This window comes from Pseudomonas sp. Colony2, assembly GCF_019382755.1.
In the GTDB taxonomy this organism is placed as follows: Bacteria; Pseudomonadota; Gammaproteobacteria; order Pseudomonadales; family Pseudomonadaceae; genus Aquipseudomonas.
Window position 1 is genome coordinate 145,316 of sequence record NZ_CP080030.1, and the last position, 21,320, is coordinate 166,635.

18 protein-coding genes are annotated in these 21,320 nt (G+C 63.0%); 14 read left to right on the forward strand and 4 right to left on the reverse strand.

Annotation, left to right across the window (positions count from 1 at the left end; all coding sequences use genetic code 11):
- Positions 1 to 83 precede the first annotated feature (83 nt).
- From JV201_RS00690 to JV201_RS00705, 4 genes are all read left to right on the forward strand, one after another.
- Positions 84 to 1,004 carry a LysR family transcriptional regulator gene (locus JV201_RS00690; RefSeq protein ID WP_003218223.1) on the forward strand — a complete coding sequence of 307 codons (921 nt, stop codon included), beginning with the start codon at positions 84 to 86 and terminating at the stop codon, positions 1,002 to 1,004.
- A 229-nt stretch (positions 1,005 to 1,233) separates the two neighbouring features.
- Entirely contained in the window at positions 1,234 to 2,769 is a 1,536-nt protein-coding gene (locus JV201_RS00695; protein ID WP_102367852.1) for an MFS transporter, read from the forward strand.
- Positions 2,770 to 2,795: 26 nt separating this feature from the next.
- Positions 2,796 to 3,854, forward strand: a complete 1,059-nt coding sequence (locus tag JV201_RS00700) for an HlyD family secretion protein (protein WP_003218219.1) — start codon at positions 2,796 to 2,798, stop codon at positions 3,852 to 3,854.
- Complete coding sequence (locus JV201_RS00705) at positions 3,851 to 5,293, forward strand: efflux transporter outer membrane subunit (protein ID WP_219406371.1); 1,443 nt, start codon at positions 3,851 to 3,853, stop codon at positions 5,291 to 5,293. The genes JV201_RS00700 and JV201_RS00705 overlap by 4 nt, the downstream gene beginning before the upstream one ends.
- A 33-nt stretch (positions 5,294 to 5,326) precedes the next feature.
- Here JV201_RS00705 and JV201_RS00710 read toward each other — a convergent pair whose 3' ends face one another.
- Both JV201_RS00710 and JV201_RS00715 read right to left on the reverse strand, forming a co-directional pair.
- On the reverse strand, positions 5,327 to 6,031 hold the full coding sequence (locus JV201_RS00710) for a DUF3142 domain-containing protein (RefSeq protein ID WP_219406372.1): 705 nt from the start codon (positions 6,029 to 6,031) through the stop codon (positions 5,327 to 5,329).
- A 3-nt stretch (positions 6,032 to 6,034) separates the two neighbouring features.
- Positions 6,035 to 8,197, reverse strand: a complete 2,163-nt coding sequence (locus JV201_RS00715; RefSeq protein WP_219406373.1) for an outer membrane assembly lipoprotein YfiO — start codon at positions 8,195 to 8,197, stop codon at positions 6,035 to 6,037.
- Positions 8,198 to 8,407: 210 nt separating this feature from the next.
- On the opposite strand from JV201_RS00715, the gene JV201_RS00720 reads away from it, so the two are divergent.
- Together JV201_RS00720 and JV201_RS00725 are read left to right on the forward strand one after the other, a co-directional pair.
- Complete coding sequence (locus tag JV201_RS00720; RefSeq protein ID WP_257903275.1) at positions 8,408 to 10,015, forward strand: glycosyltransferase family 39 protein; 1,608 nt, start codon at positions 8,408 to 8,410, stop codon at positions 10,013 to 10,015.
- A gap of 75 nt (positions 10,016 to 10,090) precedes the next feature.
- A complete protein-coding gene (locus JV201_RS00725) occupies positions 10,091 to 10,336 on the forward strand; it encodes a DUF2789 domain-containing protein (RefSeq protein ID WP_102605404.1) in 246 nt (81 codons plus the stop codon).
- A 4-nt stretch (positions 10,337 to 10,340) separates the two neighbouring features.
- On the opposite strand, the gene JV201_RS00730 is transcribed toward JV201_RS00725, so the two are convergent.
- Together JV201_RS00730 and JV201_RS00735 are read right to left on the reverse strand one after the other, a co-directional pair.
- Complete coding sequence (locus tag JV201_RS00730) at positions 10,341 to 10,634, reverse strand: type II toxin-antitoxin system RelE/ParE family toxin (RefSeq protein ID WP_134325518.1); 294 nt, start codon at positions 10,632 to 10,634, stop codon at positions 10,341 to 10,343.
- The gene (locus JV201_RS00735) at positions 10,631 to 10,909 is read right to left on the reverse strand and encodes an antitoxin of toxin-antitoxin stability system (RefSeq protein WP_134325519.1); all 279 of its coding nucleotides are present in this window, start codon (positions 10,907 to 10,909) and stop codon (positions 10,631 to 10,633) included. The genes JV201_RS00730 and JV201_RS00735 overlap by 4 nt, the downstream gene beginning before the upstream one ends.
- Before the next feature lie 260 nt (positions 10,910 to 11,169).
- Between JV201_RS00735 and JV201_RS00740 the strand changes: the two genes are divergently transcribed.
- The 8 genes from JV201_RS00740 to pgaA all read left to right on the forward strand — a co-directional run bounded on the left by JV201_RS00740 (position 11,170) and on the right by pgaA (position 21,320).
- On the forward strand, positions 11,170 to 11,601 hold the full coding sequence (locus JV201_RS00740) for a MarR family winged helix-turn-helix transcriptional regulator (RefSeq protein ID WP_003218197.1): 432 nt from the start codon (positions 11,170 to 11,172) through the stop codon (positions 11,599 to 11,601).
- Positions 11,598 to 13,676, forward strand: coding sequence for an FUSC family protein (locus JV201_RS00745; RefSeq protein WP_219406374.1), 2,079 nt, complete (start codon positions 11,598 to 11,600; stop codon positions 13,674 to 13,676). The genes JV201_RS00740 and JV201_RS00745 overlap by 4 nt, the downstream gene beginning before the upstream one ends.
- Entirely contained in the window at positions 13,673 to 13,882 is a 210-nt protein-coding gene (locus JV201_RS00750; protein WP_003218193.1) for a DUF1656 domain-containing protein, read from the forward strand. Before JV201_RS00745 ends, JV201_RS00750 begins: the two co-directional genes overlap by 4 nt.
- Positions 13,879 to 14,769 (forward strand): efflux RND transporter periplasmic adaptor subunit, encoded by an 891-nt coding sequence (locus tag JV201_RS00755; protein ID WP_003218191.1) that lies wholly within the window; start codon positions 13,879 to 13,881, stop codon positions 14,767 to 14,769. Before JV201_RS00750 ends, JV201_RS00755 begins: the two co-directional genes overlap by 4 nt.
- Complete coding sequence (locus JV201_RS00760; RefSeq protein ID WP_219406375.1) at positions 14,766 to 16,208, forward strand: efflux transporter outer membrane subunit; 1,443 nt, start codon at positions 14,766 to 14,768, stop codon at positions 16,206 to 16,208. The genes JV201_RS00755 and JV201_RS00760 overlap by 4 nt, the downstream gene beginning before the upstream one ends.
- A gap of 81 nt (positions 16,209 to 16,289) precedes the next feature.
- The gene (locus JV201_RS00765) at positions 16,290 to 16,922 is read left to right on the forward strand and encodes a hypothetical protein (RefSeq protein ID WP_003218188.1); all 633 of its coding nucleotides are present in this window, start codon (positions 16,290 to 16,292) and stop codon (positions 16,920 to 16,922) included.
- A gap of 266 nt (positions 16,923 to 17,188) precedes the next feature.
- Positions 17,189 to 18,685: a YdgA family protein gene (locus JV201_RS00770; RefSeq protein WP_087693604.1), complete on the forward strand. Its 1,497-nt coding sequence runs from the start codon at positions 17,189 to 17,191 to the stop codon at positions 18,683 to 18,685.
- A gap of 181 nt (positions 18,686 to 18,866) precedes the next feature.
- A complete protein-coding gene (pgaA, locus tag JV201_RS00775; protein WP_219406376.1) occupies positions 18,867 to 21,320 on the forward strand; it encodes a poly-beta-1,6 N-acetyl-D-glucosamine export porin PgaA in 2,454 nt (817 codons plus the stop codon).

Genomic DNA, 21,320 nt, shown 5'->3' on the forward strand with positions numbered 1-21,320 from the left:
CCTGTGGCGAGGGAGCAAGCTCCCTCACCACAGTCTGCTACGATTGCGCCAAGTTCACTCCCAACCCATCACGAGTGCTTGGCATGCAATTACCGGACATGAACCTGCTGGTCGCCCTCGACGCCTTGCTGGACGAGGGCAGTGTGGTAGGCGCCGCGCGGCGGATGAACCTGAGCCCGGCCGCCATGAGTCGCACCCTCACGCGTATCCGCGAGGCAGTGGGCGATCCGATCCTGGTGCGCGCCGGTCGCGGCCTGGTACCGACGCCGAAGGCCCTGGAGCTACAAGGCCAGGTGCGCAGCGTGGTGGAGCAGGCGGCGCTGCTGTTCCGCTCGGCGGACGAAGTGGACCTGCGCACCCTGCGTCGGCGCTTCAGCGTGCGGGCCAATGACTTTTTTGTCGGAGTGTATGGCGGTCGGCTGTTCGACACCATGGAACGCATGGCACCGCTGTGCGAACTGCGCTTCGTGCCGGAAGGCGACACCGATGACGAGGCCCTGCGTGAAGGCCGTCTCGACCTGCGGGTGGGCAACACCATGCCGATCACTCCGGAAGTGAAGGTGCAGAACCTGTTCACCACCACCTTCGTCGGCCTGGCACGGGAAGGGCACCCATTGTTCGATGGAGAAATTACCGCCGAACGGTTTGCCAGCTATTCGCATATCAGCATCTCCCGCCGCGGCATTGCCCGGGGGCCGATCGACACGGCGCTCAATGCCCAGGGGCTGGAACGCCGAGTCGCGATGATCGCCCCGGGGTTTCACGGCGCGATGTTCATGCTGCCGGACTCCGACCTGATCCTGCCGGTGCCCAAGGAAGCGCTCTACAGCGCCAATCGCCTGAAGCTGCCGTTGCGAGCCTTCACCCTGCCAATTTCCCTGCCGACCCTGGTGCTGACCCAAGCCTGGCACCCGCGTTTCGACAAGGACCCGGCCCATAGATGGCTGCGCGAGACCATGCGTGAATGCTGCGAGGCGACGTGGAAGGAAGCGCAGCCCACGTGAGTCGCAAGTGAGCTCGGCCAATGTGGGAGCTGGCTTGCCTGCGATGCGGGCGACACGGTTTTTCAGGCATAGCGAGGTGGTGCAATCGCGGGCAAGCCCGGCTCCCACAGAGATCGCCTACATTTTGATCATTGCGTCTGGTGCACTTATAAGCTTCCTATAAGTCACTTTTTGTCATGTCTAAGCCTTATTAAACTGCTCGGGTATTTCCTATTCCGAGTTGTAGTTCATGACGTCCCTCGCTGCTCCCGCACCCCTGGCCGCAGCCAAACCGACCGCCATTACCCCGCCCGTTTTCGGCCCGCGCATCATCATCGGCCTCGTGGGCGTATTGCTTGCGGTACTGGTGTCCGGCCTCAACGAGATGGTGACCAAAGTCGCTCTCGCCGATATTCGCGGTGCGATGTACATCGGCTTCGACGAAGGCACCTGGCTGGTGGCTGCCTACACCGCCACCTCTGTCTCGGCGATGGCCTTTGCACCCTGGTGTTCGGTGACGTTCTCTCTGCGCCGTTTCACTCTCTGCGCCATCGGCCTGTTCACCGTGCTTGGCGTGCTGTGCCCGTTCGCACCGAACTACGAAAGCCTGCTGATCCTGCGCACCGTGCAAGGCCTGGCCGGTGGCGCCTTGCCGCCGATGCTGATGACCGTGGCCCTGCGGTTCCTGCCGGCCAACGTCAAGCTGTACGGCCTGGCCGGCTATGCCCTCACGGCCACTTTCGGCCCTAGCCTCGGCACACCGCTGGCGGCCATGTGGACCGAATACGTCGGCTGGCAATGGGCGTTCTGGCAGATTGTCGGGCCGTGCCTGCTGGCCATGGCGGCCGTGGCCTACGGCTTGCCCCAGGACCCGCTGCGCCTGGAGCGCTTCAAGCAGTTCAACTGGCGCGGCCTGCTGTTGGGCTTCCCGGCGATCTGCATGCTGGTGATCGGCCTGTTGCAGGGCAATCGGCTGGACTGGTTCGAGTCGCCGCTGATTACCTCATTGTTGATCGGCGGCTTGGTGTTGCTGGTGCTGTTCATGATCAACGAGTGGTCGCACCCGATGCCGTTTTTCAAGTTGCAGATGCTTGGGCTACGCAACCTGTCGTTCGCGCTGATTGTGCTCGCCGGGGTGCTGATCGTGCTGCTGGCGGTGACGATCATTCCGTCCAGCTACCTGGCCCAGGTCCAAGGCTACCGCCCGCTGCAAACTGCACCGGTGATGCTGATCATGGCGCTGCCGCAGTTGATCGCACTGCCGTTGGTGGCGGCGTTGTGCAACTTGCGCTGGGTCGATTGCCGCTGGGTATTGGGCATTGGCTTGAGCATGTTGATCCTGTCCTGCGTGGGCGGGGCGCAACTCACGTCGGCATGGATTCGCGATGATTTCTACGTGCTGCAACTGCTGCAAATCTTCGGGCAACCGATGGCGGTGTTGCCGCTGCTGATGCTCTCCACCGGCAGCATCACGCCCCAGGACGGGCCTTTCGCCTCGGCGTGGTTCAACACCGTCAAAGGCTTGGCCGCCGTGGTCGCCACCGGCGTGCTCGATGCCCTGACCACACACCGCCTGCATTTCCACTCGACCATGCTGGTGGACAGCCTGGGCAACTCGCCCCTGGCCGACAGCGATGCCGCCGGCCTTGCCCATCGGCTGCACGAGCAGGCCGTGGTGCTCACCTCTTCGGATCTCTACTACGTCATGGCCGGTGTCGCGGCGGCGTTGATCCTGCTGATTTTCTGGATGCCGACGCGGATTTATCCGCCCCGCGCGCCGACTTGATTGCTCACTGAGCCAAAGGGATTGTTATGAAACGCAAAGACAAAATCGCTGTAACCGTCATCACCGTGTTTGCCGTAGGTGTGCTGGTTTACCTGCTGGCGCCGGGTGTGTTCGGCAGCAAACGCCAGAGCACCAACGACGCCTTCGTCGCCGCTGACTACACCCTGGTGGCGCCGCGTGTGGCCGGCTTCATCAAGGAAGTGCTGGTGGAAGACAACCAGCGGGTCAAGGCCGGGCAGTTGCTGGCGCTGATCGATGACCGTGACTTCCGCGCCGCTGCCCAGGCGGCCGATGCCGATACGCTGGTGGCCCAGGCGCAGCTGAAAAATGCCACGGCAACCCTGGAGCGCCAAAGCTCGGTGATCGCCCAGGCCCAGGCGACTGTGGCGGCAGATCGCGCCGAAGTGGCGTTTGCCGAACACGAACTGAACCGCTACAACCACCTCGCGGGTGTAGGCGCCGGCACCGTACAGAACGCCCAGCAAGCCAAGACGCGTATTGACCAGGCCACCGCGCGCCTGGCGAATGCCACGGCGGTGCTGGCCGCTGAACGCAAGCAGGTGGAAATCCTCAGCGCCCAGCGTGATGCGGCAGAGGGCGGCCTGAAACGTGCCCAGGCCGCACTGGAAATGGCCAGCTATCAGCTGTCGTACACCCGCATCGTCGCGCCGGTGGACGGCATGGTCGGCGAGCGCGCGGTGCGGGTCGGCGCCTATGTGACGCCGGGCAGCAAGATCCTCGCCGTGGTACCGCTGGCCGAGGCCTACGTGGTGGCCAACTTCCAGGAGACCCAGTTGTCCCACATGCACGCTGGCCAAACGGTGGACGTGAAGGTCGACAGCCTCGACGGCGAAGTGCTCAAGGGCCACCTCGAAAGCCTGGCGCCAGCTACCGGCGTGACATTTGCCTCGGTCAAACCCGACAACGCCACCGGCAACTTCACCAAGGTGGTGCAGCGTATTCCGGTAAAAATCATCCTGGAGCCCGGCCAGGCGTTGACCGAGCGCCTGCGGGTCGGCATGTCGGTGGAAGCCAGCGTCGACACCCACGCCGCCGCCCAGCAACGTGAGGTGGCGCAGCAATGAGACGCCTTGCCTGGTTAACCTTGAGCCTGCTCACCCTGAGTGCCTGCACCGTCGGCCCGGACTTCCAGCGCCCGCTGAATCCCGTCGGCCAATGGACCGAGCCCCATGGCCGGCAAGCCGCCAGCCACGCGGTCAACGACCCGCTGGAAGAGCGCTGGTGGGAAGTGTTCCACGACGCGCAGCTCACCGCGCTTACCCATCGCGCGCTGACCGATAACCTTGACCTGAAACTCGCCAGCAGCCGCCTGCAACAAAGCCGCGCGGCGCGCCAGGTGATCACCGCCGAGCGCTACCCGACCGTCAACGCCACCGGCGATTACCTGCGTCAGCGCAACAGCGCCGATGGCTTGAGCGATGCCTCGGGCAAGAACGGCCGCTCGGCGTTCAACCAGTGGGACATGGGTTTCTCCGCCGCCTGGGAACTGGACTTCTGGGGCCGCGTAAAACGCGAAACCGAAGCCGCCGACGCCACCCTGCAAGTCGCCGAAAACGACCGCCGCGCGGTGCTGTTGTCGGTGCTGGCGGAAACCGCCCAGGACTACATCCAACTGCGCGGCGTGCAAAACACCCGCGCCGTCACCGAGCAAAACCTCGAGGTGGCGCGCCACAGCCTGAAGCTCTCGCAACTGCGCCTGGCCGACGGTGTCGCCACTGACCTGGACGTAGCCGAAGCCGCTGCTCAAGTGGCCGCCATCGAGGCGCGCCTGCCGGATTTGCAGCAACGCCAGGACCAGTTGATCAACGCCCTGAGCCTGCTGATGGGTGAACCGCCACAAGCCTTGTACGCCGAATTGTCCAAGGACGCTGCGGTGCCGCAAACCCAACGCCAGGTCGCCATCGGCCTGCCGTCGCAACTGGCCGAGCGCCGCCCGGATATCCGCCAGGCCGAAGCTCGCTTGCATGCGGCCACCGCCTCCATTGGTGTGGCCAAGGGCGACTTCTACCCGCGCATCACCCTGTCTGGCAGCGTGGGCTCCCAGGCGTTGCAACTGGCGGATTTCGGCTCGTGGAGTTCGCGTGCATTCGCCTTCGGCCCGCAACTGAGCTTGCCGATTTTCAACGGTGGCCGGTTGCAAGGCATGCTCGATCTGCGCGAAGCCCAGCAACAGGAAGCGGCCCTGGCCTACCAGCAGACCGTGCTGCGGGCCTGGCATGAAATCGACGATCAACTGACCCGCTACAACGCCAGCCAACTGCGGCGCGACAGCCTCGCCGAAGCCGTGCGGCAGAACCAGATCGCCCTCGCTACTGCGCAGCATCAATACGTCGAAGGCGTGGTGGATTTCGTTAACGTACTGACCGTGCAAAGTGCGTTGCTGGCGACCCAGGAGCAGTGGGTGGAAAGCTCCACCAGTGTGTCCCTCGCCATGGTCGGGTTGTACAAGGCATTGGGTGGGGGCTGGGAGTCGGTGTATCCGGAACAGACGGCAGGGCGTTAATACCAGTGCCCACAGTCCAGGGACTGTGGGCATTCAAGGATTCTGCAAAAACACCACATACCCTCGAAACCACTCACTGCCCTTCAAATACCCCGGCTCCTCCCACTCTCCACCCTGAATCAACCCAATCTTGAACGGCACCCCCAACCGGTTCATCCGTGGCAGATACGCCGCGTAGTCCGGAATGCTGTGGCGCCCCTGGTAGGTCTGCACCACCACTTCATCAATCACGCCCTTGAGTTGTGCGATGGCGGCCGGGTCGGCGTTGCTGCTCCAGTCCATCAGCCCGGTGATGCTCAGGCGTAGATCCTTGGGCAAGCGTTGGCGCAGGTCGCGCAGGAAATCCGCGTATTCGTCGAGGTATTGCGTGCGCGCATCGAAGTCGATCTGGACGCCCACCACCGGGTTGCCCGCATCCCGCCAGCGTTGCACCTGGCCGAGCATCTGGCTGTACACCGACTCGGGCCAGTGCAGGGTGTGGGCGCGGTACACCACCCAGATTTCACCCTGGGTGATGCGCGGCACACTCATGCCCTGGGCGATGAATTGCACGCCACGCCGGGGCGCGCGGCGGGTCGAGTTGATCTGGCCCTGGAGGATGTACAGGGTTTTCGCCTGCTTGAGCACCGGCTGCGGCGCAACGCCGCTCCACAGCCAGAACGCGTCATGGTCGCGGGCGTCCACCGCACCGAAGGCCGGGCTTGCCAGCAGGAGCAGGGCCAGCCAGAAACGCTTCACGGCTTACCAGTAGTACTGCAGCGACTTGCCCCACTGGGTGTCGGCGAACCCGGTTTTCAACTGGCGGAACCAGCCTTTGCGCACGTTCTTGTCGACGTCCTCGCCACCGCAACTGTTGTAGCCCGAAGGTCCGTAGCAGTTGATGGCACGAAACAGCGCGTAGGCCTTGTCGTTTCGGGGTGCCTTGGGATTGCCGATCACCCGCTTGTAGCCCTCCAGTCGCGAGAAGGTTTCACCCTTGAAGGGCGAGGCAGTGCTGCCCAGGCTGCCGGCGGAGCGCGCTTGTTCCAGGGGCATGCCGTCCAGGCCGTTACGCAGGACGAATTCCCCCAGGCAGTTCAGGCCCTGCGGGTTTTTCGGATCGGCCTGCAAGGTGCTGGCGATTTGCGCGATGCTCGGGCAGGTGTAGCCGGACTCGGCCTTGTCACCGTTCCACTGGAACAGTCTCAACGACTGGCCGCCGCTGTAGACGTAGCCCAGGCTGGTGCCGAGCTTGTCATCGGGAACCGAGGCGGGCAGTTGCTTGAGGTCCTCGGCAAAGGTCTCGAACTGGCCGCGCAGCAGGTCTTTATAGAGCAGCGTGAATTGCGCAGTCTGGCGCTCTACCGGGTCTTCGGCATGGGCAAGCTGTTGGCGCAGCAGGTCGGGACCGGCGACGTTGCGCAGCAGGATATAGCGCACCTGCTTGGCACTGATCGGCGAATCGGCGGCGAATACCTTGGCCAGTTGGCCGCTGCGTTCGTAGTTCATCGCCAATGCCAGCTCCAGCTGGTCTCGTTGCAATGGTTGCCTGGCCAGCGGCAGCAGTTGCAGCCACAGCGCTTCGGCGGCTTTCCAGTCTTCCTTGGCTTCCAGCGCGAGGCCACGCAGGGTCTGTTGGCTGAAAGCGAAGTAGTCGAGATTCGACGGCACGTCTTGCGGCAGCAGCTTCAAGGTACGGTCGGGCTGATGCTCGACGTTCAGGGCAAACGCCGCCTGCACGTAGGCATACAGCGCGGGCTCCTGCGCGAACACCGCTTTTTGTGCATCGAGCGCTTCACGCGTGAGCTTCGGCGGCTCGCCGGCACGCATCCACATCAGGTCGTTGAGGGCCAGGATCAGCGGGTTGCCCACAGGTGCCGTGGTGCTGGTCAGCAGCTTGGTGTCGGCTTCCTGCACCAGTTCATCCAGCGACACGTTGCGCTGGGCATCGGTGGCCTGGGTCAGTTGCCAGGCAAAGTCGTCCGCCAGTTTGTCGGGGTTGGGCGCCAGCCAGTGCACCCGGCGCAACAGGCCACGGGCGGAGGCGGCGTATTCGCCCTGTGGATAAGTTTTCAGGTAGTCGTTGAAAGCGCTTTCGGCCCGTTGCAGGGCAGACTTATCCACATGCTCAAGCGACGGCGTGCCGTATTCATCGAAGGCATTTTGCTGGGCGTCGTTCAGCGCGGTGCGGGCGGTCATGTACAGCGCTGTTTCCTTCAGCCAGGGCAGCGAGCTGCTCGTCAGCCCGGCAAAACCTTTTTGCGCATCGCTGAAGCGTCCGCTGTAAAAGTCCCCGGCGGCGTTCAGGTAGGTGAGCAATGCCTGGCCGTCTGCCGATTTGATTTGGTCTGCCTCGCCTGCCGCTACGCCGTCCGAGGAACAACTGCCGAGCATCTGCAGCCGCAGCTTGGCCAGTAACTGGCGCTCGGCCTGCGGTACATCGACCTTCACCACCTGGCTGATAAACGCGGCGGCACTGTCATCGGCGTTGCTGCGGCAACGGCTGCCTTCGCCGGAAAGGAAGGCTTCACCGGCGGTCTTGGCGTCGTCGCGCGTGATGCCCAGCGGGGTGAGCAGTGCATCCAGTTCGGCGGTGCGCGAGTCGTCGGGTTTGTTGTCGGGCTCATCCGCAGCCGGCGTAAGCCGATACACCGGAAAGGGCACCGGGCCAAATCCTTCGGACACGTCCTGCTCGCCCAAGGCATTCGGCGCCAGCGGCATGACGTTTTTGTCCGCCAGCAACAGCCGCAGGTTGACCCGGCTGTCATTGCCGGGGCTCAGGAAGGGCAGGTTGCTGCACACGTCCAGGCTGTTGCGCGACACCCGCCAATCCGGGTAGCAAGAGTCATCGCCGCTGGCGTGGGCCTGGAGGGGAAGGGTGGCGAGCAATGCCAGTGCCAGGGGTGACAGAAGACCGATGCGCATGAAATGTCCTTGATCCTGAATCCATGGAAGGCAGCAATCATAGCGTGATCCGATGAAAGCGTCGGAGACGTCCTGCGCAAAATTCAGATTTGTCCGATTGGCGGATGGTTGGTCGAATCCATGCAAAACAGCGGGCGAATCAAGGCCTTTTGACCTAGAGTGGCGGGTGTTCGCGCAAGCGCAGGTTCAGTAGTGGGTGAGGAAGTAGAGGTGCGACGCTCTGTGGCGGAACAAGACAACAAGGCCGGGGCATTGCCCGTGCTCAATCCTGGCCTTTGGGAGAATGCCGGCTGGCTGGCTCGGTTGTGGTGGGTACCGCTGGTGGCGTTGGCCATGGCCGTGCGTTTCTATGGCCTGACCGCCTCCGCCATCTGGGGCGATGAAGGTTCAAGCCTGCTGCTCGCCGAGTATTCCCTGGAAGACCTGTGGTTTCACGCCGCACATGACGTTCACCCGCCGCTGTATTTCTTCATGCTGCGCGGCTGGATCGAGGTGTTTGGCGACAGCATTTTCTCCCTGCGCAGCATGAGTGCGATCCCCGGTGTGGTCGCAGTCGGCCTGGGAATCTGGCTGACAAGGCTGGTCGCGACCCGTCGCGCGGCGGTGCTGGCCGGGATTCTGTTGGCGTTGCTGCCCACGGCAGTGCGCTACAGCCAGGAAGTGCGGATGTATTCGCTGCTGGGCGTATGGCTGCTGGCCGCCACCCTGGCATTGGTGTATTGGGTCCGCCAGCCTGAGCGCAAGCGCTATCTGGTGGCCTATGCGCTGTTGATGACGGCAGCCTTCTACACCCACTATTTCACCGCGTTGTGCGTACTGGTGCATTGGTCATGGCTGCTGTTGCTGCGCCAGCCACGGGCCGGCGGCCTGCGCCTGGTCACGCGTGCGGGCTGGTGGTTGGCCAACATTGCCATTGTGTTGCTGTACTTGCCCTGGCTCCCGAATCTGCTGGGCCTGGTGCAGCACACCGAAGAACTCAAGGTGGGCGGTGATATTGGCTGGGAAGACCCGGTCAACCTGTATTCCGTGCCGTCGATGGTGTGGCAGTTCCTCATTCAGGACCCGGGCGACCACTTGTGGCGACCGCTCTTTGTGGTGTTTCCGTTATTGCTGATGGCGCTGGTCGGTGTGACTGCCTGGCGCGATCAAAGCCGCTTTCGCTTTGGCTGGCTGCTGGGGCTTTTTTTCATGCTGCCGGTGCTGCTGGTCTATGGGGTTTCGTTTATTTCCCCGGTGTTTATCGAGCGTTATCTCACCGCCTACGCGATGAGTTTGCCGATCATCGTGGCGTTGGCCGTCGACCGTCTGTCGCCGCGCTTGCCGCTCGCAGCGGCGGCAGTCTTCGTGTTGTTTGTCGGGGTCGAGCTGGTGGGCGTGAAAACCAACTCCACCGTCGATGAGCATGATCAATTCAACGTGGTGGTGGAGTTCGTCAATCGCAACTACCAGGAAGATGACCGCATCGTCATCAGCGACATGCTGTGGTACCTGCCCTACGTCTATTACGACGAGACCGACGCCCAGTTGCAGCTTTTCACACCGCCGACCGCCGCCGGCAAGTCCACCCGGCCTAATGCCTATGGTTTTGGCACCCTGGTGGACCAGGATGGCGGGCGCATCTACCTTGATCGCTTGTCGGCGTTACCCGCCGAGATCCAGCGTGTATGGCTGATCAGCGCCGCGGAGCCGCCGGATGAGTTTGCCCCGTTGCCAGCCGGATGGCGTCAGCTCAGCCAGCAGGACGGCGGCGGCGCGCGGGCCCGGCTGTTCGTGCTGTGTAACGCGCCAGCGGGCGTGCACCGTGAGGGATGTGATTAATCTGCGCAACACCCGAGAGGTTCATGTTCGCCTGGGGGGCTAGACTCAGGTGAACCTACTCTCCAGGAACGCCTCATGGAATCCCCAGTCCACAACTTGCCATCGTTGTTCAAACAGCTCGGTTTGCCGGAAGACCCGGTCAGTATCGAGCGGTTCATCGCGGTCCACTCCCCACTCAAACCCGAACTGCACCTGGCGGATGCTTTTTTCTGGACGCCGGCTCAGCGGGCGTTTTTGCGTGAAGAGATTCTGGAGGACGCGGATTGGGCGGAGGTGGTGGATGAGTTGAATTTGCGGTTGAGAGAGGGGCGAGGAGTCTAGGCCGTCAAGAGGCGGTTGCTTTCTCTGGTGGCCATTGGCGAGCGGTGTGCGCAAGCGCCACGATCCCTACTACGTCGGGCTCAAGTTGGTAAGCAAGGCGGTAGCTTGGATGAGGAATGACTTCGCGTGTGCCTGTGATCCTGCCGAGTGGGCCGATTTCTGGGTGTTTTGCCAACCCCAGCACTGCACTGCTGAAGCGTCGATCCATATCGGCTGCGGCTTGTGGGTTTTTCTCAAATAAAAAGTCCCAGATATCCCTACGGTCCTGCGCCGCTTCCGGCGTCCAGGCAACCCTCATTCCTGATTATCTACGTGAGCACGTTTCGCAGAAAACTCAGCTTCCAAATCCTCATTGGAAATCTCTCTGCCTGCCTGTATCGAGGCGCGAGAGGCGTCTATTTTACGCTGCAAGAACGCGTCGTACTCCCGTGATTCCTGCTGGGCCTGGACAAACTGACGCATCATATCTCGCACGATTTGCGATGCAGGACGGTGGGTAGCCTCGCACTCGGCCATGAATTGGTCGCGTAGTTCCGACTCAAGCTTCAAGGTGAAAACGGCTAGTTTTGACATAAGTGAATGCTCTAGATTGGTATGTACGAAGTATATACAACGTGCATACCTGACGACGCATGTGAGCTGAGTGAGGCGACTGACGGTTGCTGACGGCGAAACACCTTTCCTCAAACCAGCTTTACTTAGCCCACGGACCATCCTCCCATCCGCAAATTTGTATCAAAACTTGACTGCATTGGATCCATCGACCATATTGATAGTTAGCAAACTAACTGTATGCGAATAATCCAGTGTCCCAGACCCTCGAACAACTCCAGATGAACATCAGCAGTAGCATGGTGGTAGGTGCCAGAACCTGGCGCAAAATCTGCCAGACCACGCTCGTCAGCTATGGCATCTCCGAAGCCTGCGCCGTGCCGCTGCTGATGATCGGCCGCCTCGGCGACGGTGTGCATCAGGTCAAGGTGGCCCAGGCCGCCGGGATGGAGAGCCCGTCCCTGGTGCGTCTGTTGGACCAACTGTGCAATTCCGGCTACGTGTGCCGCACCGAAGACATCCACGACCGCCGCGCCAAGGCCTTGAGCCTCACCGAGCGTGGCCGCGAGCTGGTGCAGGCGGTGGAGGAACAGTTGGTGCGCCTGCGCCGCGAGGTGCTGGCGACGATCGATCCCGATGACCTGGAAGCTGCGCTGCGTGTACTGCGGGCCTTCGAAGGCGCCAATCAACATCCCATGGTTGTGAGTTCTTGAACGGATTTTTTACCGGCATGCCGCCGGCCAAGGATTGGTTCTACGGCGTAAGGACATTCGCCGCTTCAATGATCGCGTTGTACATCGCCATGCTGATGCAAATGCCGCGTCCGTATTGGGCGATGGCCACGGTGTATATCGTTTCCAGCCCGTTTGTCGGCCCTACCAGTTCCAAGGCGCTGTACCGGGCGGTCGGTACCTTCATGGGCGCCGCCGCTGCGGTGTTTTTTGTGCCGATGTTTGTGCAGACGCCTTACGTGTTAGTGGTGGTGATCGCGCTGTGGACCGGGATTCTGCTGTTCCTGTCCCTGCACCTGCGCACCGCCAACAGCTATGCGCTGATGCTGGCCGGCTACACCTTGCCGCTGATCGCCCTGCCGGTGGTGGATAACCCGCTGGCGGTGTGGGATGTGGCCGAAGCGCGGACTGAAGAAATCTTCCTTGGCATTGCCGTGGCGGCCGTGGTCGGTGCGATGTTCTGGCCGCGACGCCTGGCGCCGGTGTTCGATGACTCGGTAAGCAAGTGGTTTGCCGACGCGCAGGTCTACAGCCGGCGCTTCCTCAGCCGCAACGTCCAGCCCGAAGAAATCAGCACCCTGCGCGGCGGCATGGTTGCCACCTTCAACACCCTGGAATTGATGATCGGCCAGTTGCCCCATGAGGGCTCGCGGCCGCAAACGGTGCGCAACACCAAGGAGCTGCGCGGGCGGATGATCCACCTGCTGCCGGTGATCGATGCCCTCGACGACGCCGTGTACGCCTTGGAACATCGCGCGCCGGAATTGCTCGACCGCTTCACACCGTTGCTGACCGCCGCCAACGAGTGGCTGGTCAGCACGCAAAAGGACGCGCCCCTCGAACGCTGGCGTGTTCTGCGCGACCAGATCGAAGCCCTGCAACCCGATGCCGACGCCCTGGATGACCGCCACCAGTTGCTGTTCTCCAACGCCCTGTATCGCCTCGGCGAGTGGGTGGATCTGTGGCAAGACTGCCGCAGCCTGCAAGCCGCCATCCAGTGCGAAAGCCAGGACAGCTGGCGCGCGGTCTACCGCCACTGGCGCCTGGGCCGGCTGACACCGTTCCTCGACCGTGGCCTGATGTTCTACTCGGCGTTTTCCACCGTCACCGCGATCATCGTCGCCTCGGTGCTGTGGATCCTGTTGGGCTGGACCGACGGTGGCAGTGCAGTGATCCTGGCGGCGGTGGCCTGCAGCTTCTTCGCTTCGATGGACGACCCGGCGCCGCAGATCTACCGGTTCTTTTTCTGGACGGCGATGTCGGTGCTGTTCGCCAGCCTCTACCTGTTTCTGGTGCTGCCCAACCTGCATGATTTCCCGATGCTGGTGCTGGCGTTTTCGGTGCCCTTTATCTGCATCGGCACGCTGACGGTACAGCCGCGCTTCTACCTCGGCATGCTGCTGACGCTGGTCAACACCTCGTCGTTCATCAGCATCCAGGGTGCCTACGACGCGGACTTCCTGGCCTTCGCCAACTCCAACCTGGCGGGCCCGGTGGGCTTGTTGTTCGCCTTTGTCTGGACCCTGATTGCCCGGCCGTTCGGCGCTGAGCTTGCGGCCAAGCGCCTGACCCGTTTCAGCTGGCGCGACATCGTCACCCTGACCGAGCCTGCGACCCTGGCCGAACACCGCAAGATGGGCGTGCAAATGCTCGACCGCCTGATGCAACACCTGCCGCGCCTGGCCATGACCGGCCAGGACACCGGCATCGCCCTGCGGGAAGTGCGGGTGGCGCTGAACCTGCTGGACCTGCTGGCGTACTCGCCGCGCATCCTCGGGGTGCCGCGTGTGTTGTTGAACCAGGTGGTGGAAGGCGTCGGCGGTTACTTCAAGGCCTGCCTCAAGGCCGGTGAACGTCTGCCGGCCCCCAGCGGTCTGCTGATGACCCTCGACCGTACCCGCCGCGCCCTCAACGGCCAGGGCCTGCAAGGCGAGGACGAAACCCGCCTGCATTTGTTGCACGCCCTCAGCGGCTTGCGCCTGGCGCTGTTGCCCAGCGTGGAATTTCTTGGCGGCACAGAGATGGAAGCGCCGTTACCCGATGGAGCGCCTTTATGATCGGTGATCTGGATATCAGCGGGGTGTTCCTGCCCACGTTGCTGGTGCTGATGGGCATTACGTATGTGTTGTACCTGGTGGTGCACGGGCTGTTGACCCGCGTCCACTTCTATCGCCTGGTCTGGCACCGGGCATTGTTCAATGTGGGTCTCTACGCTCTGTTGCTGGGCGCAGTGGATTCACTCAGTCGATACCTCATGACATGAAAAAACCTTTTTTGACCATTGGCCGTGTAGTCCTGACGTTACTGGTGGTGACCTTCGCCTGCGTCGTGGTGTGGCGCATGGTGATGTACTACATGTTCGCGCCGTGGACCCGTGACGGCCACATCCGTGCCGACATCGTGCAGATCGCCCCGGACGTGTCCGGGTTGATCCAGCAAGTGGACGTGCGCGACAACCAGTTGGTGGTGCGCGGCCAGGTGCTGTTCTCCGTCGACCAGGATCGCTTCAAGCTGGCCCTGCGCCAGGCCCAGGCCGCCGTGGCCGACCGTCAGGAAACCCTGGCCCAGGCCGTGCGCGAGAACAAGCGTAACCGTGGCCTCGGCAACCTGGTGGCCAGCGAGCAACTGGAAGAAAGCCAGTCCCGCGTCGCCCGTGCCCAATCGGCCCTGGCCGAGTCGCAAGTGGCGGTGGATGCCGCGCAACTCAACCTGGACCGCTCGGTGATCCGCAGCCCGGTGGACGGCTACATCAACGACCGTGCGCCGCGTAACCAGGAGTTCGTGACCGCCGGGCGTCCGGTGTTGTCGGTGGTGGACAGCAACTCCTTCCACATCGACGGCTACTTTGAAGAGACCAAGCTCGACGGCATTCACGTCGGCCAGAGCGTCGACATCCGCGTGATCGGCGACAACGCTCGCCTGCGCGGGCATGTGCAGAGCATCGTCGCCGGTATCGAAGACCGTGACCGCACCAGCGGCTCCAACCTGCTGCCCAACGTCAACCCGGCGTTCAGCTGGGTGCGCCTGGCCCAGCGGATTCCGGTGCGCATCGCCTTTGACGATGTGCCGGCGGACTTCCGCATGATTGCCGGGCGCACCGCCACCGTGTCGATCATCGACGACCAACCCAAGTCGGAGAACAAGCCATGAAACGGCTTTTAGCAACCGCCGGGCTGGGGTTGTTGCTGTCGGCCTGCCAAGTGGTGGGGCCCGATTACAAGCTGCCGGACAGGGCGGCCGTGAACCGCGGTGACCTTCAGGGCCAGTTGGCCGGGGAGGGCAGCAATGTGGTGTCGGCGCCGGTACCGGCGGACTGGTGGAAGCTCTACCAGGACCCGCGCCTGGATAAGCTGGTGGAGCAGGCCATGGCCTCCAACACCGACCTGCGGGTGGCTGCGGCCAACTTGCAGCGCTCGCGCTATCAGGTGCAGCAAGCCGAATCGGCCGGCGGCTGGAGTGCCGGCGCCAAGGCCGAAGCCCAGCGCCTGCAAGAGTCGGGTGAGGCCTATTTGCTGACGGAAAAAGTCCCGGTGGCGAATATCGGCAGCGCGAGCATCAGCACCTCCTATCAATTCGATTTGTTCGGCACCTTGCAGCGCGGCATTGAAAGCTCCCAGGCCACTGCCGATGCGGCCCAGGCGGCGTCCGATATCGCCCGTATCACCCTGGTGGCGGACGTGGTGCGCTCCTACACCCAGGTGTGTGCGGCCAACGAAGAGCTGGCGATCGCCAACGAGTCCCTCGACCTGCAAGCCCAGAGCACGCACCTGACCCAGCGCCTGCGGGATGCCGGGCGCGGTGATGAAACCCAGGTCACCCGTTCGCAAACCCAATACAAATCCTTGCGCGCCGAAATGCCGCGCTATGAAGCACTGCGCCAGGCCGGGCTGTTCCGCCTGTCGATGTTGCTGGCCAGGCCGCTGGATCAACTGCCGGCCGGCACTGCCCAATGCGCCGAACTGCCGCACATCGCGCAGTTGTTGCCGGTGGGCGATGGCGCCACGCTGCTCAAGCGTCGCCCTGACGTGCGCCAGGCCGAACGCCAACTGGCGGCGGCCACCGCGCGCATCGGTGTGGCCACCGGCGCGCTGTACCCGGACATCAGCATCGGCGCCACCGTGGGCACCGTCGGCATCCTGGATGACCTCGGCACCCCGGCCACCAACCGTTGGGGCTTTGGCCCGCTGATCAGCTGGACGCTGCCGACCAACGGCGCCCGCGCCCGCATCCACGAAGCCGAAGCCGCGACCCAGGGCGCCCTGGCGCACTTCGACGGGGTGGTGCTCAACGCTATCCGTGAAACCCAGACCGGCCTGGCGCAATACACCGCGCAACTGCAACGCCGCGATGCCCTGGCGGATGCCGGCGCGTCGGCCAAAGAGGCGGCGGAGCAGACGCACCGGTTCTTCCAGGCCGGCCGCGCGTCGTTCCTGGCCGACCTGCAAGCTACCCGCACCTACACCGACGTGCGGGCGCAACTGGCCGCGGCGAACACCCAGGTTGCCATGAGCCAGATCGATTTGTTCCTGGCCCTGGGCGGCGGCTGGGAAAGTGGACGAACGCAAGCCACACAAGCCAGCAAACCCTGAGCTGATTGCTATGCTTTGACAGGCGGACTTACGTGATGGTCCGCTGGTCACTGCTCGCGTTTGCTCATGGGGATTCCAATAATGAAAAACCCTTATGCTCCCGCTTTCTGGTGCGTGTTCTTCGCACTGGTGTTGCTATCGGCGACTTACTTCTACGGCATCATGCTGGCCCATCAAATCGACAAGGCCATGGTGTTCCTCGACAGCGCCAGCGCGCTGATCGCGGTGCTGTCCATCGGCGTGGTGGCCTGGGCCTCCTACCAGGGCCAGCGAATCAAGCGAAGACTGCTCGAACAAGGCAAGACCCGCGTGGCGATCTGGGATACCAAGGTTGCCCTGCGCCGGGTCGAGACGGTGTTCGACCGCTACTTCTGGGGCAGCTACTGGCAGCCGGGGCGCACGTTCCAGGAAGTCATGGGCGAACTGACCGGCACACCGCTGGAAAAAAGCCTCGAAGCCCTGAAAAAACAATGCGTGATGCTTGATCGGCAAGTCGCCGACGGACGGCATTGGCTGAATAACGCCCGGGAATTATCCGACGTGGCCACTGCGATGGCGCGGGAGCGTTACCAGCTGGATTTTTATGATCCCAAGTCGGATACGCCGGGCAATGCGGTGATTCACCGTGAGTTTGAGGTGCTGGTGTATACGTGGACGGCACGGCTGAAGAGCTTTGACCATCAACTCGATGAGATCGAAACCGAGTATTCCTGAAATCTGTGGTGTCTGTACTGACGCCTTCGCGAGCAAGCCCGCTCCCACATTCGACTGMRTTCCAWMKWTGGAAYKCASTCGAATGTGGGAGCGGGCTTGCTCGCGAAGGCACTTTACCGTTCAGCGCTGAAGTCTGCGCCTATTGAAAAATTGGGCTGCATACGCCAGCCAATGCTAATCTTCTCCGGATTTCGGCGGGCTTGAGCCGACACCCTTCGGGGTTCAGGGAAGACAGCCCACTTCACAGGATTTGATCAGGTCACTACATGAATAAGCCAGCAGTCGTTCTCTTGGGTATCGTCGTCGCCATTGGTGCAATCAGCGCAGGCGGTGCCTGGTACACCGGCAAGCAACTGGAGCCGGTGCTGCAAACCGCCATCCAGGACGCCAACAAGGAACTGCAGACCTCCATGGCCGGTGTCGACGGCACTGTGACCCTCGAACTGGTCTCCCTCGACCGTCAGCTGTTCAGCAGCACCGCCCACTATCGCCTCAAGGCCCAGGGCGCGGTGTTCGGCGAAAATCATCAGGACACCGAACTGCTGTTCGTCGACCATATCGAACACGGCCCGCTGCCGTTCTCGCGCCTGGTGTCGCTGAAGTGGCTGCCGGTCATGGCCACCAGTCACTACGAACTCGAGAAAAACCCCACCACCGAAAAATGGTTCGCTGCCAGCAAGGACGTGTCGCCCCTCAAAGGCGTGGCCAACATCGGCTATGACCGCTCGGTGACCGGCAACGTTGAACTGCTGCCCCTGGAACTCAAGGACGACAAGTCGGCCGTGAGCTTCTCCGGCGCCAACCTCGACTTCGACTCCACCGCCGAAGGCAAGAAGGTCAAGGCCAGCGGCTACATGGACAGCCTCAAGGTCTCGGTTGTCGATGCCAACAACGCCAAGCTGGATGCGGAGCTGAGCGGCCTGACCATCGCCAGCAACCTGGAAAAAACCACCTTCGGTTTCTACACCGGGCAAAACACCGTCGAGCTGACCAACACCAAGGTCACCTTCGGCCCGCAGCAAGCAGTGCTGACTCTCAAGAACTTTGAGCAGAAAGACAGCAGCGAAACCAAGGACAACAACCTGGCCGGCCGCGTCGACTACAAGATCGACGAGATCGGTTACCAGGGCAAGCCAGTGGGTTCGGCGGCCATGGCCGTCAGCATGAAGAACGTCGACATCCCGTCGATGCTGGTACTGACCAAGCTCTACCAGGAAAAAGTACAGCCGGCCCAGGCCGCTGCCGCTGCTGGCCAGCCCGTGCCTGAGCTGCAACTGACCGAAGCCGAGCAGACCCTGGCCCAGGCCAACGTCGACCAACTGCTGGCTGCCAAGCCGCAAGTGGCGGTAGAAAACCTGTCGCTGAAAACCACCAATGGCGAGAGCCGCTTCAACCTGGTGGCGGACTTCGCCAAGCCGTCGAGCATGGACCTGCCGCCGGTTGAACTGGGCAAGCAAATCGTTGCGCTGCTGGACGCCAACCTGACCCTGTCCAAGCCGATGATCCAGGACGTTGCCGGCCTGCAGGCGCAGATCGGTGGTGTGACCGATCCGAAAGCCATCGAGCAGCAATCCCAGATGGCCAGCGAGATGATCAGCGGCATGGCCGTGGGTACTCAACTGGCGACCCTGGTGGGTACCGATATCGTGTCCAAGCTGCACTACGCCAACAATGAAGTGACCTTCAACGGCCAGAAAATGACCGTCGAGCAATTCATTGGTTTTGTGCTGGGCAAGTTCGGCGCGGTCAGCGGCGCTCAATAAGACTCGGCTCAAAATGATGTAGGCCAATTCTGAACAATTGTTCTGAATTGGCCTTTTTTGTACCCCCCTCAAGGATATTGCGCCCCGGGAAAGCTTGGCCGCGTCATCAGATGCCGGCCGCCTGGAGTGTCGTGCAGGTGAACTTATCGCTACAGCTTTCCCTGGTGAGGAAGCTGACGACATGTCGCGTAATATTCATCCGTTTATCCGCCTGGCCCTGTGCAGCCAACTGCTCTGGCCCGTCGTGGCATCGGCCGATGCGGCCTATGATTCGCTGATCAACCAGGCCCGCAGTGGCAACTATGGTCCGGCCCTCAACCTGTTGCGCCAAATGCCCACCGAGCGCCAGACGCCGGGGCAGGTCAGCGATCACCTGTTGATTGCCAGCTGGGCGCGCCAGGACGCCGAGGTGCTGACGGTCTACGAGGCCCAGGGCCGCTCACGCACCCTCACCACCCAGGCGCTGGCCACCGTCGCCCGCACCTATCGCAACCAGCAGCGTTGGGAACCGGCAATTGCCGTGTATCGCCAGGCGTTGCTGCGCGAGCCGAATAACCCGGACCTGCAACTCGGCCTGGCCCTGACCCAGGCGGACGCCGGCCAGACCGCTGAAGCGGTGCAGCGCACCCGCGCCCTGGTGGCCGCCAAGCCCGACGACGCCGACCGCCGCATGGCCCTGGGTTACGCACTGACCCGTGCCGGTTCTACCTATGACGCGCTGTTCGAATTCGACCAGGCGTTCATGCGTGCCGGCAACAAACCTGAAGTCGCCCGCGAATACATCGTCGCCCTGCAACGTGCGCGCCTGCCGGAACCGGCCCTGCGCCTCGCTGCCCGGCGCCCTGGCCTGTTGGACCCGGTCACCCAACGCCGCCTCGAAGGCGACCTGGCCGCCGAGCGCGTGCGCATGGCCGAGTTCGCGACCCGCAGTGAAAAAGAGCGCTACGTCATCGCCGACCGTGCCCTCAAGGATTACGACCAACTGCTCACCACCTGGACACCGGATGCCAACGCCCATGATGACGTGGTGCGCTGGCGCATCGACCGTCTGGGCGCGCTGAAAGCCCGGGCGCGCACCGCCGAGGTGATCCGCGACTACGAAGTGCTGAAGGGCGAAAGCGTGCAACTGCCGACCTACGCCCTGCGCTGGGTCGCTGCCGCCTACCTCGACCAGCGCCAGCCGGAAAGGGCCGCGCCGCTGTATCGCCAGGCACTGGCGGCAAGCGATGCGGACGCCGGCGATCACGTCGAAGACAGCACCGCGCTGTTCTACGCCCTGCTCGAAAACGATCAAGTGGTGGAAGCCCGCGAAGTCGCCGACAACCTGGCGAGCACCCAGAAACCCCGGGTCGAGCTCAAGGGCTTGCCCATCGGCAACCCCAACGACGCCTGGATGGACGCCCAACAATTGGCCGCCCAGGCCGGCACCTATGGCGCCGACCTGCCCGCCAGCGAAAAAGGCCTGGAAGCCCTGGTGCAACAGGCCCCGGGCAATATCGGCCTGCGCCTGGCCCAGGCCGATATGTACCGTGCCCGCGACTGGCCACGGCGCGCCGAAAACACCCTCAAGGAAACCGAAGCCCAGGCCCCGCGCGACATCGGCCTGGAGGTTTCCCAAGGCCACACTGCCCTCGATCTGCAGGAATGGCGTCAGCTCGATGCACTCACCGATGACGTGGTCGACCGCGCCCCGGACAACCGCCAGGTACAGCGCCTCAGCCGCCTGCGGGATGTGCACGACATGGCCGAATTGCGCGTCGAGGCCTACACCGGCAAAAGCAACGGCGGCGGCGATAACGGCGCGGGCGCGGTGTCCGGCAGCCGCGATTTCGGCATCGAAACCTTGCTCTACAGCCCGCCCATCGATGAAGACTGGCGCGTGTTCGGCGGGGCCGGCTACGCCACCGCCGATTTCGAAGAAGGCACCGGCCAACACCGTTGGCAGCGCCTCGGTGTAGAGCGGCGCACCCGCGACATGACCCTCGAAGCCGAGGTCTCCAACCACTCCTACGGCTTTGGCGACAAGCAGGGCGCACGCATCGCGATTGCCCGGGACATCAATGACCAATGGCAGTACGGCGGTAGCCTCGACTACCTCTCCGCCAGCACTCCGTTGCGGGCGCTGAATGCCGACATTACTGCCAACGGCGGCAGCGGTTTTATCCGCTGGCGCGCCAACGAAAGCCGCGAATGGAAACTGGCCCTGAGCCCGTCCCATTTCAGCGACGGCAACAACCGTCTCGAAGCACTGCTCACCGGTCGCCAGGGCGTGTACAGCTCGCCGGGGGTGCAAGTCGACCTGGGCCTGGAAGTCGGCACCAGCCGCAACACCAAGGAAGACACGCCGTACTTCAACCCGCGCTCGGACTTCAGCGTGCTGCCCACGGCCACCGTCAACCACGTGCTCTACCACCGCTACGAAACCCAGTGGAGCCAGCAGTTCCAGGTGGGGGCGGGCACCTACAGCCAGCGCGACTACGGTACCGGCGGCGTTGCACTGGTGGGCTACGGCCAGCGGTTTCGCTGGAACGACGTGCTCGAAACCGGCGCCAACCTCAGCTGGATCAGCCGACCTTATGACGGTGAGCGCGAAAGCGACCTGCGCCTGATCGTCGACCTCACCTACCGCTTCTAG

Excerpts from the sequence above, each read along its gene's own strand:
- JV201_RS00690 (WP_003218223.1), top strand. The coding sequence starts at position 84 with ATGCAATTACCGGACATGAACCTGCTGGTCGCCCTCGACGCCTTGCTG.
- JV201_RS00695 (WP_102367852.1), top strand. The coding sequence starts at position 1,234 with ATGACGTCCCTCGCTGCTCCCGCACCCCTGGCCGCAGCCAAACCGACC.
- JV201_RS00700 (WP_003218219.1), top strand. The coding sequence starts at position 2,796 with ATGAAACGCAAAGACAAAATCGCTGTAACCGTCATCACCGTGTTTGCC.
- JV201_RS00705 (WP_219406371.1), top strand. The coding sequence starts at position 3,851 with ATGAGACGCCTTGCCTGGTTAACCTTGAGCCTGCTCACCCTGAGTGCC.
- JV201_RS00715 (WP_219406373.1), bottom strand. The coding sequence starts at position 8,197 with ATGCGCATCGGTCTTCTGTCACCCCTGGCACTGGCATTGCTCGCCACC.
- JV201_RS00725 (WP_102605404.1), top strand. The coding sequence starts at position 10,091 with ATGGAATCCCCAGTCCACAACTTGCCATCGTTGTTCAAACAGCTCGGT.
- JV201_RS00730 (WP_134325518.1), bottom strand. The coding sequence starts at position 10,634 with ATGAGGGTTGCCTGGACGCCGGAAGCGGCGCAGGACCGTAGGGATATC.
- JV201_RS00735 (WP_134325519.1), bottom strand. The coding sequence starts at position 10,909 with ATGTCAAAACTAGCCGTTTTCACCTTGAAGCTTGAGTCGGAACTACGC.
- JV201_RS00740 (WP_003218197.1), top strand. The coding sequence starts at position 11,170 with ATGAACATCAGCAGTAGCATGGTGGTAGGTGCCAGAACCTGGCGCAAA.
- JV201_RS00750 (WP_003218193.1), top strand. The coding sequence starts at position 13,673 with ATGATCGGTGATCTGGATATCAGCGGGGTGTTCCTGCCCACGTTGCTG.
- JV201_RS00755 (WP_003218191.1), top strand. The coding sequence starts at position 13,879 with ATGAAAAAACCTTTTTTGACCATTGGCCGTGTAGTCCTGACGTTACTG.
- JV201_RS00760 (WP_219406375.1), top strand. The coding sequence starts at position 14,766 with ATGAAACGGCTTTTAGCAACCGCCGGGCTGGGGTTGTTGCTGTCGGCC.
- JV201_RS00765 (WP_003218188.1), top strand. The coding sequence starts at position 16,290 with ATGAAAAACCCTTATGCTCCCGCTTTCTGGTGCGTGTTCTTCGCACTG.
- JV201_RS00770 (WP_087693604.1), top strand. The coding sequence starts at position 17,189 with ATGAATAAGCCAGCAGTCGTTCTCTTGGGTATCGTCGTCGCCATTGGT.
- pgaA (WP_219406376.1), top strand. The coding sequence starts at position 18,867 with ATGTCGCGTAATATTCATCCGTTTATCCGCCTGGCCCTGTGCAGCCAA.